Here is a 16,233-nt window from a genome sequence, read left to right on the forward strand (position 1 = left end):
TTTCAATCAAGGCTTAACCCCGATTCCTTTAGAAATTGTTTTCAGGACACCAATGGAGAGCGCCGCAATGAAAGCAGAGCTGCAAGCACTGACCCGTCAAATCGCCAGTAAGCACCTGGCGACGCAGATGGGCAGGGTGACGGGAATCTCGGGCGGGGAGATCGAAGTCAGCGGTCTGGCGTCTGCTGCCAGGATCGGTGACCGGCTGGTGCTGCGCCGTGGCCCAAATGATGAGCTGCACGGCGAAGTTCTCAAGATTAGCGGTAATAATATCAGTATGTTGCCTGACCGGGCTCCCGATGGCGCAGCAATCGGCGATGCGGTTCTGCTGCATCCTTCGCCGGAGTTCGCGCCCAGCGATCACTGGATTGGCCGGGTGATTGATCCCTTTGGTGAGCCATTGGACGGCCGCCCGATGCTGCCGGGGTCGGCTCCGAGGAACCTGATGGCGCCGCCGCCCAAGGCCGCCGGACGGCGGGCCATGGGAGAGCGGCTGGCCACTGGCCATGCACTGCTGAACACGATTCTTCCGGTTGTGCGCGGCCAGCGTGTTGGCTTGTTTGCAGGTTCCGGGGTGGGGAAATCCTCTCTCCTGGCCAAGTTGGCGCGGTACATGGAAGCCGATGTTGTAGTGATGGCTCTGATCGGTGAGCGCGGCCGCGAAGTGAATCACTTTGTCGAGGATGTCCTGGGTCCCGAAGGCATGCGCCGGGCCGTGGTGGTGGCCGCAACCTCCGATCAGTCGGCACTGGTCCGGCGCCGCTGTGCCTGGGCTGCCATGACGGTGGCGGAGCACTTCCGCGACCAGGGCAAAAATGTGCTGTTCCTGGCCGACTCTGTGACCCGCTTTGCCGAGGCGCACCGGGAAATCTCCGCCGCTTCGGGAGAGGCGCCTGCATTGCGCGGCTACCCGCCCTCGGTGACTCCGCTGATCACCGGATTGTGCGAACGCGCTGGCCCTGGCGGCGAGGGTCAGGGCGATATCACCGCCGTTTTCAGCGTTCTGGTGGCGGGCTCCGACATGGACGAGCCGATCGCCGATATCCTGCGCGGGGTGCTGGACGGGCATATCGTCCTGAGCCGGGAAATCGCCGAGCGCGGCCGCTTCCCGGCGATCGACGTCTCTCGCTCGGTCTCCCGCAGCCTGCCAGCCGCGGCCACGCCCGATGAAAACGAGGCAATCCAGCAGGTGCGCAAATTCCTGGGCGCCTATGAGCAATCCGAGGTGATGATCCGGGCCGGGCTTTACGCAGAAGGCAACGACGCTGTGCTGGATCAGGCGGTCAAGCTTTGGCCCGAACTGGATGCCTTCTTTGGCCGCGAGGACCCGGAGGGGATCACCAGCAGTTTCAATCGTCTGCTTCTGCTGCTGCGGCGCGCAAAGGCAGGGCGCTGACGGCCAATTCTTGTTTCAAGGAGCCTGATGAAAGCGGCGTCTGGCGCCATTGCCGTGGCGTCGCTTTCAGACGGCGGGGCTGCGGGACAGGCTGACCAGCATGCCAGTAGCGGAGAAGCTGTTTAAGCTGAGGAATTGCTTTCCTCGAAGCCGACGGCTTTTCCCGGATCGAAATGGTTTTGACTAGCTCTTCATACTCTCTCTCCACACCACAATCTTAGGTAGTGTAATCGGTCTCGAGTAGCGCTTGCGGCGTTTCCCCAAAGATGCCCAACCGCCGGCGGGAGCCGGTTTAGCCCGGTCTCGGCGGCGGCCCCGGCACAGTTTCCCAATGTCCACGCAAGGCGGGCTGACAGATGAAGTTTCATCTTTTTGCAATTCCTTTGCGTGCTGACTTCCCCTAGGCTGGATAATTCTCGTCTGGCGCACATTGCAGCCTGCTACGGATGATCCAGTTCCTGACCGCTTGGCAGTGTTGCACCTGGCTAGTGACGACCGGATTGAGCACTGGCTTGGCTTCGTCAGTTCTTATCTACAGTACCGAGCCAATTCGAACACCGTTGCGGGATGTCCGGAACGGGCACAGATTGTGCACTTTGCCATTGGCTTATAGGCAGCGTCACTCACCGGAGAGATTTGATCCTTAAAGCTGCGTAGGAGTTTTCACCTTTCAGGCCAAACCTGCCTTGCACGCAGCAAAAACGCCGGGGACCGCTGATCTGGTCCCCGGCGCTTTGGACATGGCCGATGTTATTCAGAACGCGATCGGACACGCGCGGCAGGATTGCATCCTGCTTGGACATTGATAACTGTTTGCCGTACGTGGCCTGGGGTAAGCTTCAGCCCGCATTACCTGTGTCTGGCAGGACGGGCTGCAAGGATCAGGACGGGCGAACCGCGAACAGCCGGTCTTCACGTGCCAGCAACGTGCGCAGCGCCTTCAGGCACCGGTAGTGGTTGTTACCGATCAGGGCGTCAGTTGCCTCTGCCAGAGAGGCGCGGCTGTCGGGGTCAGTGAAGACCTGGCTCAGCTCTTCGATCCGGCGCAGCATTGGCAGACGCTCTTCCTCCGGGTCGGCGTCGCCGGAAAGGATAAGCTGCGCGGCATAACATACACGGCGCACCGGCGTATTGGCCTCTTCGGGGTGGATGGCATCGCGCAGGCGCAGGATGTTGGCATCCGGGGTTACAATGGACAGGCGGCTGCGGCGGTCGCCGTTCTCAATCACCGCGCCATTTACAAGGACACGCTCCTTGGGGGCGAGTTTCAGGACAAGTCCGCTCATATTCAGGAAGCTCCGCTGCGGAGGCCACGCAGGATGGCCGTATTGATTTCCACCAGGGGCCGCACATTGGCCTTGCGCTGAAGCACTTTGCTGGTGTGTTGTCTCGTGAATTCCGCCAATTCGAAGAGATTCCGCTTGAGATCATCCGGCAAGGGGTTGCTTTTCATTGCGAGATCCGCCGTGAAAATCGACCAAAGCTTGCGGTTGTCGTTCAATGCCTGAGCAAGTTCATTAAACTCATCGCCGCCTTTCTGCGCAGCCGTGATCAACCGGCGGGTAACGCGGGTAACCACCTCGTATTCAAAGTTTTTTGCTGTCCGGGTCGGGGCATTTGCCGCCGAATAGGCACTCTTCGCCTTCAGAAGGGCATTCACGTGTTTTCCTAACGTATTATTCTTCAGATTCTCTGAGAGGGGAAGACCGGGGCGCTATGCGCGCCCCGGTAGGGATTGTTAACGGAACAGCTGCTGCAAGGTGGACGGCGCCTGGTTCGCAATGGTCAGCGACTGCACCGCCAGCTGCTGCTGGGTCTGCAGGGCCTTCAACCGGGCGGACGCCTCTTCCATGTTGGTGTCGCTCATGGTGCTGACGCCGGATTTCAGCGAGTCGTTCAGCTTGGACACAAAAGAGCTCTGGTCGGAAAGACGGTTGCTATCCGCACCCAGCTGAGCGGCGCTGTCGATCGCAAAGGTCAGCGCAGTCCCGATCTCACCCAGAATGGTAGTGGCGTTGGTCGAGGTGAGGGTGTTCCCCATAGCGCCGGAGATGCTGGTGGCAGCGTCAATGTGATTGACCTGAATGATGTCGTTGGCCGGATCCAAGCCGCCCAGAACATTCAGCTGCGTTGCACCGGAAGTGTCCAGCAGGTTGGCGCCGTTGAAGGACGCGGACGAGATGATGGAGTCGATCTGTTCACGCTTCTTCGCCAGGTCGCCTTCGATCTTGGCGTGGTCCACGTTCTCGGAAACGCCGGACACCACCAGCTCACGCATTTCCTTCAGGGTTTCGACGATCTGCTCCATGCCGGAGGAGGCAACAGCCACAGTGGCTTCACCAAAGTCGAGCGCATCACCCACGGCTTCATACGCCTGGATGTCCGATTCCATCGACTTGGAGATCGCCCAAACAGCCGAATTGTCCTTAGCGCTGCCGACTTCTTTACCGGTCGAGATCTGGTTTTGGGTTTCTTCCAGATCGTTGTTCACAGTCTTCAGAGTCTGCAAAGCAACCATTGCGCCGTTGTTGGTCAGAATGCTGGTCATAGCTTTTTCCTTTAGCTGTGGGGCGCTTTAGCCCCGGTATTCTGTGCCCCGGCGGGGCGTTGATTGACGTCTTTCTGACTGTGCGTTCCGCCGTCCGGCTTCCGCGCCACCCCTCATGAGGTGCAAAGCGACTTTGGCGCAGGAGTTGCTAAGGGAGTGCTAATACCGGCATTTGGTTTTTTAGAATTTTCCCAAAATTGCATCAGGCACGTTTTTCCAGCTTTGCTCCGCCGCGCGTGCCATAGCGGTTCCTGCGTCCGGCCTGGTCATAAACGTCCAGACCTTTCCGGATTCGGCGCAGTTCGGCCATGCGGGCGGCAACCGACCGGATACCGTCCATCGCGCTGTCCAAGAGCTGCTGATTGCGGGTTACCTTGGTCTGAACCTGCGCCAGAGACTCGCGTTCCAGTTCTGAAACGGAATTCAGCTTGCCGATCACCTTTTCCTTCTTGGCGAGGAGCTCTTCCAGTTTGGGCAGCTCTCCTGCCATCAATGCGGCGCGTTCGCGGTCGAGGATTTGATCCAGCTCATCAATGAGCTTTTGCGGTTTCGAGTCACTCACCTTGGGTCTCCTTCAATGCGTGATAAAGCGATTCGGCCAGACCGATGCCGCCGGAGCGGGCGATCTGATTGGCTTGTTCGCGGATGAGAAAGCTGGAAAACTGGTCTTCGCCTGCGCCGCCGCCAAACCCTTCGCGGGATTCGCCAAGGCCTGCGGATTTCAGCATTTGCGCAAGAAAGGAGGCTTCCAGCTCGATAGCAGCCTCTCGCAGCGGATCGCTGGCTGCAGGCCGTGCTTTGGAAGCTGCAGATGCAGTCTGCAGCGGGGTGGGCAATAGATCTGGCATGTCCGGTTCTCCGGTTTAACGTCGAATTTCATCGATTTTCTAAAACTGCGCCGGAACCGGTTAAAATTGCCGTAACCGCTTTGGGATAAGTCTGTCCGGGTCGAGATAGAATGTCCGGAAGACAATCATGATGATGAATTCAATCCTTGGCTTTGAAGCCGGTTCTGTTGGCAAGACGCCGGCCGCGACCGGGGAGTCATCCAGAAAATCTACCAATTCCAATAGCTTTGCCGATCATGTTGCGTCCCAGCCAGGGCGTGAAAATCAGGCTGGTGAAACCGTTCCAGGCAAGGGCGAGCCGGCTGAGACGAGCGCCAAAGCCGAATCAGACACCGCCCACTCAAAAGGGTCTGAAGCCGAATTGGATGAGGCGGCGGAACTTACAAAGACCGAAGCCGGGCATTCCGAAACCGAAGTGGAGGTAGATCCGGCGGTTGATACTGCGAACTTTGATGCTTCAGAAGCCCCGGTTGCAAATGTCGTGGAGCGGCCTGCCATCGGTCCTGATGAGGATGGGCAAGCTCGCCCTGCCTCCGCAGCTGACGCAGAAGGCGGTGAACACCCAGGCAGGGTTGATCTTCCCTCTGGCGCCGGTCGCTTGTCTGGCGGACACAGTGATGAGGCACAGCTTTCCGTATCCGTATCTGCCGGGGCAAAACCGGCAGGCAGTTCCGCACTGGGAGAAAACCAGGCGGCTGAAAACGGTGGCCGGATCGTCACAAACGAAGGATCCGCTCAAACCCAGGCTTCTGGATCTTTTCAGGCGGAAGCTGTCCTTGGCAGCAATTCAGCTGAGCGCAGTATCACCTCTGCGAATCCGCGGGTCGAAGGAGCAACAGAGGCTGCTGGTACCGCCCGCGTTCCCCTGGAAGCGCCGGTCAAAGCAGTTGGTATTGCTCACGCTCAACCCCAAGCTGGGGGGCAGCAATCCAGCGTAGCCCCCGCACAGGGAGGAACAGCCGGAGCGGCGGCTCAGGCACATCCTGTCTTCGCAACTGCGGATATCAAGTCTCAAGTCCTGCAGGCAGACGGCCAGCAAACGTCCGCACGGCCTGACGGATCGGTAAATTCGGGCACGCCAGTTGCGCCAGGCATCATGCAGGCAGCTGCAGCTGGCCAAACTGCGCTAAAGGCGGCGGGGCTGAAAGCTGAAACAGAATCAGCAGTGATTACCAGCGAAGCCCCTTCGGATGCTGAGGCGGCTGAGAGTGGCAGGTTGACTTCCGGCGCGTTCAAGGGCGGGGAAATCCGCTCGTCCCCGGCTATGACAGCGCCGCAGCCGCTCCAGCCGGCCACTGCCATTCTTCAACCGCTGATGGCCGGCGGGCTCGGCACCGCTTCGCTTGGTACGGAACTGCTGTCCGGGTCCGAGGACTTGGCGCCAGGCGCGTTTGGACTGTCCGGTGAGGTTCCGGGGCTGACGCAATTGCTCACGGAGGCCTCCATCGGCACAGGCACGGTTCACCGGCCGGAGACGCCGCGCATGGTAGCGGCGCAGCTGGCTGAGGCTTTTGCGGCCAAAGGCGAGCAGAAAGTTGAAGTTTCGCTGAACCCGCAGGAACTGGGCCACGTGAAAATGCGCGTGGTGGCTAGCGAGACGGGCATCACGATGATCATTCAAACCGAGCGTCCGGAGACCGGCGACCTGATGCGCCGGCATATCCATGAACTGGCGGAGGAATTCCGCCGCATGGGCTATGACGACATTTCCTTTGAATTCAGCGGCGGCCAAACAGGCGGCCAGTCCGCGGATGACGCCGATGGCGGCACCGGTTCAGCTGCTGGCGGCGCAGGAACGAACAGCGCCGACGCGTCGGATGGCGCCGCCACTATTACGCAAAACCTCCGGCTGGGTGAAACCGGCGTGGATATGAGGGTCTGATCACATGACAACAGCAGTCACTTCCGCGGGCAGCACCGCAGCACAATCCACCCTTCAGCCGGCGGCTTCCCAGCAGACCTCCGGGCTGACGTCCGATTTTGAAACCTTCGTGAAAATGCTGACGGCGCAGGCGACCAATCAGGATCCGCTGGAGCCGCTCGATTCGACCGAATATGCCGCCCAGCTGGCGCAATTCTCGATGGTAGAGCAGCAGACCAAGAGCAACACCTTGCTGGAAGGGCTGCAATCCCAGCTTGGTCTGGCCAACATGGCGGCGCTGTCCGGCTGGGTCGGGATGGAGGCGCGGGGCGTGGCGCCGGGTTATTTCGACGGCGGCAATGAGATCACCATTGCGCCCAATCCGGCTGCTGCCGCTGACTCGGTGACTTTGGTCGTAGAGGACGCCAACGGCACCGAGGTGCAGCGTGTCACTCTGCCGGTTTCGGCCGAGCCGTACCAGTGGAAGGGGCTGGATGACGACGGCAACCCGCTGGAGACAGGGGAATACAAGTTCGTTATCGAGAGCAGGAAGGACGACGAACTCATTCTGCAGGAATATGCCGAGATCTATTTCAAGGTGAACGAAACCCGGATGCAAGGCGGCGATGTGGGCCTGATTACCGAAGGCGGTTCTGTGGTCCTGGCGTCTTCGGTCAGCGCTCTTCGCGATCCGCAAGGGTGATCCGGCAGTATCCGCAGGCAATAAAACTGGCTAAGAACAGGGCGGCATAACACCGGAGACCGCCCTGCAACCGCTGCCTGACACGTTCGAAGCCCGCCTCTTTGCGCATTTGTCCGCAACGGGCCTGCATGTTCCCGCGCCCCGGCGGCTGGCCGGGGGGCGTTCGAACTACGTCTGGCGGGCGGGCGGGCTGGTGATCAAGCTGTTCGCGGCGGATGGCAGCAACCCGTTGTTCGCCAATGACCCGGCACGGGAAATCGCGGTGCTGACGGCACTGTCGGGAACCGGGATGGTTCCGCCGCTGGTGCAGTCTGGTGTTTTCGAAGGACGCAGGTGGCTGGGCTATGCCCATGTCAACGGCAGCCCCTGGCAGCAGGATACAGGCCACGTTGCGCAACTGCTGGGGCGTCTGCACGATCTGGCGCCGCCACCAGGGTTACCGCAGGGCGTGAACGGCAGCGCGGCGCTCGAGATCCAGACCTTTGAGATTCTGAAAAACTGCCGGGACCGGGATCAGCTCGCGGAATTGCGACCTCTGGGGCAGGTTCCGCCGCTGCCGCAGCCGGTGCTGATCCACGGCGACCCGGTGCCTGGCAACCTGCTGGCGCATGACGGCACGCTGACGCTGATCGACTGGCAATGCCCGCAGATCGGTGACCCGGCGGAGGATCTTGCACTGTTCCTGTCACCCGCCATGCAGCTGATGTATCGGGGAGCGCCCTTGTCGAAGGCGGAGGAGGACAGCTTTCTTGAGGCCTACCCGGATCCGCGGATTGCCGGCCGGGTTCTGGCGCTGAAACCCTGGTTCCATTGGCGTATGGCGGCCTACTGCATGTGGCGGGCCGAACGCGGCGGCGGAAGGGACCGGCAGGCGTATGAGCTGGAGCGCGCGGCGCTTCAGTCCATCAGGCCAAGCAGCGCATAGGCAGGTGGCATCAGGACCCGGCGGGCACGGCCCAAGGGGAAGCGTGCCATTTTCTGCATCACGGGAGAATAGGGGAGGTCCGGCATCTGTCCTTGCACCAGATCGCTCAGCAACCGCCCGGCATAGCTGCCCATGGCAACACCGTTGCCGTGATAGCAAAGGCCCGCATACATGCCCGGCATTTCTGGAACCGGCCCGACGTAGGGAACCAGATTTCGGGACAGGCAGACCATGCCGGACCAGCAATGGGTGGTTTCCACAGCATGCCACGCCGGGAACATAGCCTCGAAATCCCGCCGCAGTTTGCGCCGGATCGCGGCCTCGGCCCGGGGCGAGGCCAGCAGCCCGCCGCGCATCCCGAACAGGAAACGCCTGTCCGGCATCAGCCTGAAATAATGCAGCAGGTTGCGGGTGTCATAGGCCATCTGATGCGAGACCCAGCCCTGCGCTTGCAGCTCGGCCTCCGTCAGCGGACGGGTCACCATGACGGTGGACTGTGCAGGCATATACCGTCCGGCCAGCCAGCCGGGAAGGTCCTCGGAGGAGTAGCCATTGGTGGCGATAATGACCTTGGAGGCCCGCAAACAACCTTGTTTTGTCTCTATTCTGTATCCGCCGCGGTCCTGCTGCACCGACTGGGCCGCACTGCGCTGATACAGATTGGCCCCGGCGCGTTGCGCGGCTTTGGCCAGGCCGAACAGGTATTTCCGCGGGTTCAGGGCAAAGCCCGCCGGCGTTGTCAGCGCTGCATAGAAATTGCCGTTCAGCCCTCTGTTCGCCAGTTGCTCCCGGGTCAGGAAATCCGGCTCCTCTCCTGCCGCGCGCATGGTTTCGGCCTGTGCCCGCAGGCCGCGTGCGGCCTTTTCGCTGTGCGCCAGCTGGGTTTCCCCGTCCGAATGCGTGTCGGCATCTATGCCATGGGTCTGAAGCAGCTCCCGCACCAGATGCACGGCAGCTTCTTCGCCGGCGTCATAGGTATCTGCAGCCGGTTTTCCAAACAGGCGGCGCATGGCATAGCCGGAGAGTTTGGACCCGCCAAGACAGCAGAACCCGCCGTTGCGGCCAGAGGCGCCCCAGCCGGGAGTTTCAGCCTCCAGCACCGCGACGGACAAGCCGCTTTCCGCCAGATGCAGGGCCGCTGACACACCGGTAAAGCCGCCGCCGATGATCGCCACATCGGCGGACCCCTCCCCCTGCAGCACCGGCCAGTCTGGTGCTGCGATGGTCTCGTCCCACCAGCAGTTGCTGCGCGGGCCGGGACCATAGGCGTAATCCGAGAAGATCCTGCGCATCAGGCGCGCACCGCGGCCTGTTCCTCCCGTTTCTGACGCGCCACCTGGTGCTTGGTTACCAGCGAGGCAGTGATGACGCCGATAGTGACGATGCTGATCATGATCGTCGACAGCGCGTTGATCTCAGGGCTGACGCCCAGACGCACGGCAGAGAAGATCTTGATCGGCAGGGTGGTGGCCGAGGGGCCGGAGGTGAAGGAGGCAATCACCAGATCATCAAGCGACAGGGTGAAGGCCAAGAGCCAGCCGGAAATCACTGCAGGGGCAATGATCGGCAGGGTCACCAGGCGGAAGGCCTCCGCCGGCGAGCAGCCGAGATCCAGCGCGGCTTCCTCCAGCGAGCGGTCAAAGCTCACCAGACGGGAGGACACCACCACCGACACATAACACATGGAGAATGTGGTGTGGGCCAGCACGATGGTGAACACGCCGCGATCCAGGCCGATGCCGATGAACAAAAGGAGCAGCGACAGGCCGGTGATCACTTCGGGCATCACCAGCGGCGCATAGATCATGCCGGAAAACAGCGTCCGACCCATGAACCGCCCGCCGCGCACCAGGACGTAGGCTGCAATGGTGCCCAGCACGGTTGCCATGGTGGAGGAGAACACGGCCACCTTGATGGTCACCCAAGCCGCATTCAGGAACGCCTCGTTCTGCAGCAGCTCGCCGTACCACTTGGTTGAAAAACCCGCCCATACGGTGACCAGCTTGCTTTCGTTGAAGCTGAAGATGATCAGAATCACCATCGGGATGTAGAGGAAGGCAAACCCTAGGGTCAGCGATACGGCGTTAAACCAGCTCATACGGTTCATTGCTCTGCCTCCTGCTGTTTCTGCTGATTGCGCTGGAACAGCACGATCGGAATGATGAGCAGCAGCAGCAGAACCACTGCCACGGCGGACGCCACCGGCCAGTCTCGGTTGGAAAAGAACTCTTCCCACAGCACTTTGCCGATCATCAGCGTGTCCGAACCGCCAAGAAGCGAGGGGATCACGAACTCACCCAGAACCGGGATGAAGACGAGGAAACTGCCGGCAATGATGCCGTTTTTCGACAACGGCACCGTCACCAGCCAAAAGGCGGTGAAGCGCGAGCAGCCGAGGTCCTCGGCGGCTTCGATCAGCGAACCGTCCAGCCTTTCAAGCGCCGAATAGACTGGCAGGATCATGAACGGCAGGTAGGTGTAGACGATACCGATATAAACTGCGGAGTTAGTGTTGAGGATCGTCAGCGGCTCAGAAATCACCCCGGTCCACATCAGGAACTGGTTGAGGAAACCTTCGTTGGACAGAATACCCATCCACGCGTAGACGCGGATCAGGAAGGACGTCCAGAACGGCAGGATCACCAGCATCATCAGCGTTGGCCGCCATTCCTCCGGCGCCCGCGCCATGCCGTACGCAATCGGATACCCCGCCAGCAAGGTGAAGAAGGTAGAAACCGCCGCGATCTTCAGGGAGCTGAGGTACGCCTTCCAATAGAGGTCATCCTCGGTCAGCCAGACGAAATTCTCGAAATCGAGTTCTGCGAGGAAGGCGGCAATCCCTTCGGCCCAATCGAACTGAGGGAAATAAGGCGGGCGGGCAACCGCCGCGTCCGACAGTGAGATTTTCAGGACGATGGCAAACGGCACCAGGAACAGCGCCAGAAGCCAGACATAGGGGATGGCGATCAGAACAAAACGGCGCATCATTCTGCCAGCAGAACGCCTGCCGTGGCGGTCCAGGACAGCCAGACAGTGTCTTCCCAGGTGAAATCGCGGCGGGCGATGCGGCGGGTGTTGGCGGTCTGCGCCTTGATCACCGCGCCGGTCGGGAGCTCAACGTGATAGGTGGAGATATTGCCAAGATAAGCGATGTCGAGGATGCGGCCCTGCACAGAATTGTCCGCCGCGGCCGGCTTCTCAGAGCTGATCGAGACCTTCTCCGGCCGGATCGCCAGATGGCATTTCTGGCCATCAGAGAATCCGTTCGCAGACTGCACGTTGAGCGGCGGCTGGCCCTCGTGCCAGGACATTGCATAGGTGCCGCCGCCATTGGGCTTGGCGGTGCCTTCGATCAGGTTCACATCGCCAATGAAGTCAGCGACATAGACCGAGTTCGGCGTTTCATAGATCCGGTCCGGTGTGGCCACCTGAACAATCTTGCCGTGATCCATAACCGCCACGCGGGAAGCAACTGTCATCGCCTCTTCCTGGTCGTGGGTCACGATCACAAAGGTGGTGCCGGTCTTTTCCTGAATGTCCATCAGCTCGAACTGGGTGTCCTGGCGCAGCTTCTTGTCGAGCGCGCCCAGCGGCTCGTCCAGCAGCAGCAGCTTCGGCGCCTTCGCCAGCGACCGCGCCAGCGCCACCCGCTGCCGCTGGCCTCCGGAGATCTGATGCGGTTTGCGGCGGGCGAATTTTTCCAGCCGTGTCAGCCGCAGCATCTCCTCGACCCGGTCGTTGATATCGTGCTTGGGCATCCCCTCGCGCTTCAGACCAAAGGCGATGTTCTCCCAGATCGACAGATGCGGGAACAGCGCATAGGACTGAAACATCATGTTCACGGCGCGCTTGTTGGGGGGTACCGGGGCAATATCCTGACCCGCCAGGAAAATCTTCCCCTCGGTCGGCGTTTCAAAGCCGGCCAGCATCCGCATCAGCGTGGTCTTGCCGCAGCCTGACGGTCCCAGAAGCGCGTAGAACTCCCGCTCGTAGATGTCGATGGTCAGATTGTCGATGGCAGTGAACTCACCAAATCGCTTGGTGACGTTCTGGAAGTGGATCAGGGGCTTAGCCTCAGGATCGTTCCAGGGTTCGAATACGGAAGCAGTCAAGCCGGGCCTCTTCTGCGAAGTGTCGCGCGGATGTATTGGTTGGCCGCGCGAGGGAAACCAGGCGCGTCAGGGTTTGCGGGGCGGCAAATGCGCGCCCCGCGGGTCATGTGCGGCAGATCAGGTGCCGGATTTGACCTTGGTCCACATGCGGGTGGCCTTGCGCTGAACCTTCGGCGGGTAGCCTTCCTTGATGTACAGGTTCTTGACGGTTTCTTCATTGGGGTAGATCGCCGGATCGCCGATCACATCCTCTTCCAACAACTCCTGAGACGCCTTGTTGCCGTTGGCGTAATAGACATAGTTGGACGCCGTCGCCATGTTCTGTGCGTCCATAATGAAGTTCAGGAACTTGTGCGCGCCCTCGGGGTTCGGGGCATCGACCGGGATCGCCATTTGGTCGAACCACATCAGCGCGCCTTCTTTGGGGGCGTTGAATTCGATCTCTACACCGTTATCCGCTTCGTCCGCGCGGTCACGCGCCTGCAGGATGTCTCCGGACCAGCCGAAGGCCACGCAGATATCGCCATTGGCCAAGGCGTTGATGTATTCGGAGCTGTGGAACTTGGTGACATAGGGGCGTACGGCCATCAGGACCGGCTCGGCTTTTGCCACAACGTCAGCATCCATGCTGTTGGGGTCTTCGCCGATATACTTCAGGGCTGCCGGGATCATCTCGTCAGGGGCATCCAGGAAATGCACACCGCAGCTTGCCAGCTTTTCCATGTTTTCCGGGTTGAACACCAGCTCCAGCGAGTCGATGGGGGCGTCCTCGCCCAGCACTTCCTTGACCTTGGCGGTATTCACGCCGATGCCAGTCGTGCCCCACATGTAGTTGATTGAAAACTCGTTGCCGGGATCATAGCGCGCGGTGCGCTCCTCGATCGCGTCCCACATGTTGCCCTTGTTGGTCAGCTTGGACATGTCCAGCTTCTGGAACGCGCCGGCCTGGATCTGGCGCGCGAGGAAAGAGCCCGTCGGCACCACCACGTCATAGCCTGAGCCGCCCGCCAGCATCTTGGTCTCCAGAACCTCGTTGCTGTCAAAGACGTCGTAGATCAGGTCGATGCCGGTTTCGGCTTCGAACTTTTCCAGCAGGCTTTCATCAATGTAATCGGACCAATTGTAGACGCGAACCTCTTCCGCCGCGGCTGCGGCAGCCGAGCCGAGGGCAATGACGGCGGTCATGGTCATCGTTTTCAGTGTCATGAATTTCTCCCTGTGGTGCCGGCTTCAGGGTCCGGCTGTAAATGGATTTGATCAAGTTTTGCCGCGTTCGGCAATACTCTTTATGTTTTCACTTGGCTCAGGATGGTGCAAGCTGGCCAAAATCGAGGAGGAAACCCCCAGGTGACAGAGACGACTTCGCCACCCGCAACGGCGCAGGAAAACCCGGCGAAACTGCCCGCGCATGAGATCGTTTATCAAAAGCTCAGGGCGCAAATTCTGTTCGGCGAACTGGTGCCCGGCCAGGCGGTGACGATCCAAGGCCTGGTGGAGACGCTGGAGGCGGGAATGACCCCGGTGCGCGAGGCGATCCGGCGGCTGATCTCGGACGGGGCGCTGATGTTCCAGGGCAACCGCCGCGTGTCAGTGCCTCTGCTGGGGCCCGAAGATCTGGAAGAGCTTATTTTTGCCAGAAAAACAATAGAATGCGAACTCGCACGCCGTGCCACACAGCAAGTCTGCCCGGCGGATATCGAGGAGTTGGCGGCAATCGACAATGCGCTCGACAAGGCCATCGCAACTGGTGATGTCGCGGGCTATCTTGTGCAGAACTACAGCTTTCACACAGCGCTCTACGCGCATGCCAATGCGCCAATTCTCAGCGACATCGCCGACCGCCTGTGGCTGCGCTTCGGCCCCTCTCTGCGGGTGGTCAGCGGGCGGCTTGGCACTCAGAGCTTTCCGGACCGGCACAAGGACATTCTCGACGCGCTGCGGCGGAAGGACCCGGAAATGGCTGCTCTGGCGATGGAGCGGGATGTCTATGAAGGAATGGAGCATGTGGTTCAGGGGCTGCAGGGCGCTAACTGATTCGATTGACACTTGAGAATTTGATCATATTCTGGGGCCAATCAGTTATTCTCAGGAGCGAGTCTCATGACCGTGATCACCAACCACATGCCGACGGCCGAGCTGCAGGCGCTGGACGCGGCCCATCACATGCACCCGTTCACCGCCAACGGCGAACTGTCGCAGAAGGGCGCCCGCATCATTACCCGTGCAGACGGCGTGCATTTGACCGACAGCGAAGGCCATCAGATCCTCGATGCGATGGCTGGCCTGTGGTGCGTCAACATCGGCTATGGCCGTGAGGAGCTGGCCGAGGTTGCCGCCCGCCAGATGCGCGAGCTGCCCTATTACAACACTTTCTTCCAGACCACACACGTGCCGGCGATTGCCCTGGCGGCGAAAATCGCCGAGCTGGCACCGGGTGATTTGAACAATGTGTTCTTTGCAGGGTCCGGCTCCGAGGCCAACGACACCAACATCCGCATGGTGCGCCATTACTGGGCGCTGAAGGGCAAGCCGTCTAAGTCCGTGATCATCAGCCGCAAGAATGCATACCACGGCTCCTCGGTCGGCAGCGGCTCCCTGGGCGGGATGAGCGGCATGCACGCACAGGGCGGTATGCCGATCCCGGACATTCACCATATCAACCAGCCCAACTGGTGGGCCGAGGGCGGAGACATGCCGCCGGAGGAGTTCGGCCTGCAGCGCGCCCGTGAACTGGAAGAGGCGATTCTGGAGCTGGGTGAAGACCGCGTCGCCGCCTTCATCGCCGAGCCGGTGCAGGGTGCCGGCGGTGTCATCGTGCCGCCGGAGAGCTACTGGCCGGAAATTCAGCGCATCTGTGACAAGTACGAGATCTTGCTTATCGCGGATGAGGTGATCTGCGGCTTCGGGCGCACCGGCAACTGGTTCGGCAGCGAAACCCTGAACATCCGCCCCGACATCATGACCATCGCCAAGGGCCTCAGCTCCGGCTATGCGCCGATCGGCGGCTCCATCGTCAGCGACGAGATTGCCTCCGTGATCGCGGGTGATGAATTCAATCACGGCTACACCTATTCCGGCCACCCGGTGGCTGCAGCAGTGGCACTGGAAAACCTGCGCATCCTGGAAGAGGAGAACATCCTCGGCCACGTGCGCGATGTGGCGGCACCGTATCTCAAGCAGAAATGGGAAGCGCTGACCGATCACCCGCTGGTCGGTGAAGCCAAGATCGTCGGCATGATGGGCTCCATCGCCCTGACGCCGAACAAGGAAGCCCGCGCCGCGTTTGCATCAGAGGCGGGCACTGTCGGCTACATCTGCCGCGAGCGCTGTTTTGCCAACAATCTGGTGATGCGCCACGTGGGCGACCGGATGATCATCTCGCCGCCGCTGGTTATCACGCCGGAGCAGATCGACGTGCTGATCGAGCGTGCCACCAAATCGCTGGATGAATGCTATGCCGAACTGAAGGCGCAGGACCTGCTCCACAGCGCCTGATTCTCTTCCCTGGCGCCGTGGCCGCGCCGGTTCAGTCAGCGACTCATCACGGCCCGGCAGCTTGTCTGCCGGGCCGTTTCCTTCGGTGAGGGTCTGGAAAGCGTCGTTTTCGGACCGGTGAATTGCAGGGCGCGGCGCAAAATATCCGAAGGGTGTCGCAAAAAGTCCGATCCTGTCTTGCGGAACAGGACTAGGGTTCCGTAAGGATATTCTTACCTGCAGCGGGTGGGTGCCGAAGTATGAATTTCGTACCTCCGCCATTGAAAGAATATTTTTTTCATACCTAGCGCTTGATAGCTTTGGTGTGATTAACTTCGAACAAGCGCAGAGAAAATCTGCCGGATG

General features: G+C 60.6%; 16 protein-coding genes. 6 read left to right on the forward strand and 10 right to left on the reverse strand.

The features are described 5' to 3' along the window. The first annotated feature begins 67 nt into the window (after positions 1-67). A complete protein-coding gene (locus AC5STI_RS14375) occupies positions 68-1,396 on the forward strand; it encodes a FliI/YscN family ATPase (protein WP_490399466.1) in 1,329 nt (442 codons plus the stop codon). Between the two features lie 881 nt (positions 1,397-2,277). On the opposite strand, the gene flbT is transcribed toward AC5STI_RS14375, so the two are convergent. From flbT to AC5STI_RS14400, 5 genes are all read right to left on the reverse strand, one after another. Further along, positions 2,278-2,682 carry a flagellar biosynthesis repressor FlbT gene (gene flbT, locus AC5STI_RS14380; protein WP_027235787.1) on the reverse strand — a complete coding sequence of 135 codons (405 nt, stop codon included), beginning with the start codon at positions 2,680-2,682 and terminating at the stop codon, positions 2,278-2,280. 2 nt (positions 2,683-2,684) lie between these two features. Next, entirely contained in the window at positions 2,685-3,056 is a 372-nt protein-coding gene (gene flaF, locus AC5STI_RS14385) for a flagellar biosynthesis regulator FlaF (protein WP_475048783.1), read from the reverse strand. 78 nt (positions 3,057-3,134) lie between these two features. Then, positions 3,135-3,944: a flagellin gene (locus AC5STI_RS14390; protein WP_495447147.1), complete on the reverse strand. Its 810-nt coding sequence runs from the start codon at positions 3,942-3,944 to the stop codon at positions 3,135-3,137. A 202-nt stretch (positions 3,945-4,146) separates the two neighbouring features. Further along, positions 4,147-4,506, reverse strand: coding sequence for a flagellar biosynthesis protein FlgN (locus AC5STI_RS14395; RefSeq protein WP_475048789.1), 360 nt, complete (start codon positions 4,504-4,506; stop codon positions 4,147-4,149). Further along, entirely contained in the window at positions 4,499-4,792 is a 294-nt protein-coding gene (locus AC5STI_RS14400) for a rod-binding protein (RefSeq protein ID WP_475048791.1), read from the reverse strand. The genes AC5STI_RS14395 and AC5STI_RS14400 overlap by 8 nt, the downstream gene beginning before the upstream one ends. A 127-nt stretch (positions 4,793-4,919) precedes the next feature. Here AC5STI_RS14400 and fliK point away from each other — a divergent pair, with 127 nt between their 5' ends. The 3 genes from fliK (at position 4,920) to AC5STI_RS14415 (ending at position 8,281) form a co-directional block, all read left to right on the forward strand. Continuing rightward, positions 4,920-6,674: a flagellar hook-length control protein FliK gene (fliK, locus tag AC5STI_RS14405; protein ID WP_495447148.1), complete on the forward strand. Its 1,755-nt coding sequence runs from the start codon at positions 4,920-4,922 to the stop codon at positions 6,672-6,674. 4 nt (positions 6,675-6,678) lie between these two features. After that, positions 6,679-7,356, forward strand: coding sequence for a FlgD immunoglobulin-like domain containing protein (locus AC5STI_RS14410; protein ID WP_495447149.1), 678 nt, complete (start codon positions 6,679-6,681; stop codon positions 7,354-7,356). A 109-nt stretch (positions 7,357-7,465) separates the two neighbouring features. Continuing rightward, on the forward strand, positions 7,466-8,281 hold the full coding sequence (locus tag AC5STI_RS14415; protein WP_495447150.1) for a phosphotransferase: 816 nt from the start codon (positions 7,466-7,468) through the stop codon (positions 8,279-8,281). Here the strand turns inward: AC5STI_RS14415 and AC5STI_RS14420 are convergent. The 5 genes from AC5STI_RS14420 to AC5STI_RS14440 all read right to left on the reverse strand — a co-directional run bounded on the left by AC5STI_RS14420 (position 8,254) and on the right by AC5STI_RS14440 (position 13,599). Further along, a complete protein-coding gene (locus tag AC5STI_RS14420) occupies positions 8,254-9,573 on the reverse strand; it encodes an NAD(P)/FAD-dependent oxidoreductase (protein WP_495447151.1) in 1,320 nt (439 codons plus the stop codon). The genes AC5STI_RS14415 and AC5STI_RS14420 overlap by 28 nt on opposite strands. Next, on the reverse strand, positions 9,573-10,388 hold the full coding sequence (locus AC5STI_RS14425) for an ABC transporter permease (protein ID WP_495447152.1): 816 nt from the start codon (positions 10,386-10,388) through the stop codon (positions 9,573-9,575). The genes AC5STI_RS14420 and AC5STI_RS14425 overlap by 1 nt, the downstream gene beginning before the upstream one ends. Beyond that, complete coding sequence (locus tag AC5STI_RS14430; RefSeq protein ID WP_475053067.1) at positions 10,385-11,266, reverse strand: ABC transporter permease subunit; 882 nt, start codon at positions 11,264-11,266, stop codon at positions 10,385-10,387. Before AC5STI_RS14430 ends, AC5STI_RS14425 begins: the two co-directional genes overlap by 4 nt. After that, on the reverse strand, positions 11,266-12,393 hold the full coding sequence (locus AC5STI_RS14435) for an ABC transporter ATP-binding protein (protein WP_475048803.1): 1,128 nt from the start codon (positions 12,391-12,393) through the stop codon (positions 11,266-11,268). Before AC5STI_RS14435 ends, AC5STI_RS14430 begins: the two co-directional genes overlap by 1 nt. Positions 12,394-12,510: 117 nt before the next feature. Further along, positions 12,511-13,599, reverse strand: a complete 1,089-nt coding sequence (locus AC5STI_RS14440; RefSeq protein WP_475048806.1) for a polyamine ABC transporter substrate-binding protein — start codon at positions 13,597-13,599, stop codon at positions 12,511-12,513. A gap of 141 nt (positions 13,600-13,740) precedes the next feature. Between AC5STI_RS14440 and AC5STI_RS14445 the strand changes: the two genes are divergently transcribed. Both AC5STI_RS14445 and AC5STI_RS14450 read left to right on the forward strand, forming a co-directional pair. Next, positions 13,741-14,427: a GntR family transcriptional regulator gene (locus AC5STI_RS14445; RefSeq protein ID WP_475048809.1), complete on the forward strand. Its 687-nt coding sequence runs from the start codon at positions 13,741-13,743 to the stop codon at positions 14,425-14,427. 66 nt (positions 14,428-14,493) lie between these two features. Next, positions 14,494-15,888, forward strand: coding sequence for an aspartate aminotransferase family protein (locus tag AC5STI_RS14450; protein ID WP_495447153.1), 1,395 nt, complete (start codon positions 14,494-14,496; stop codon positions 15,886-15,888). Positions 15,889-16,233: the final 345 nt, after the last annotated feature.

The organism is Leisingera sp. CC-HEC096, assembly GCF_059429235.1.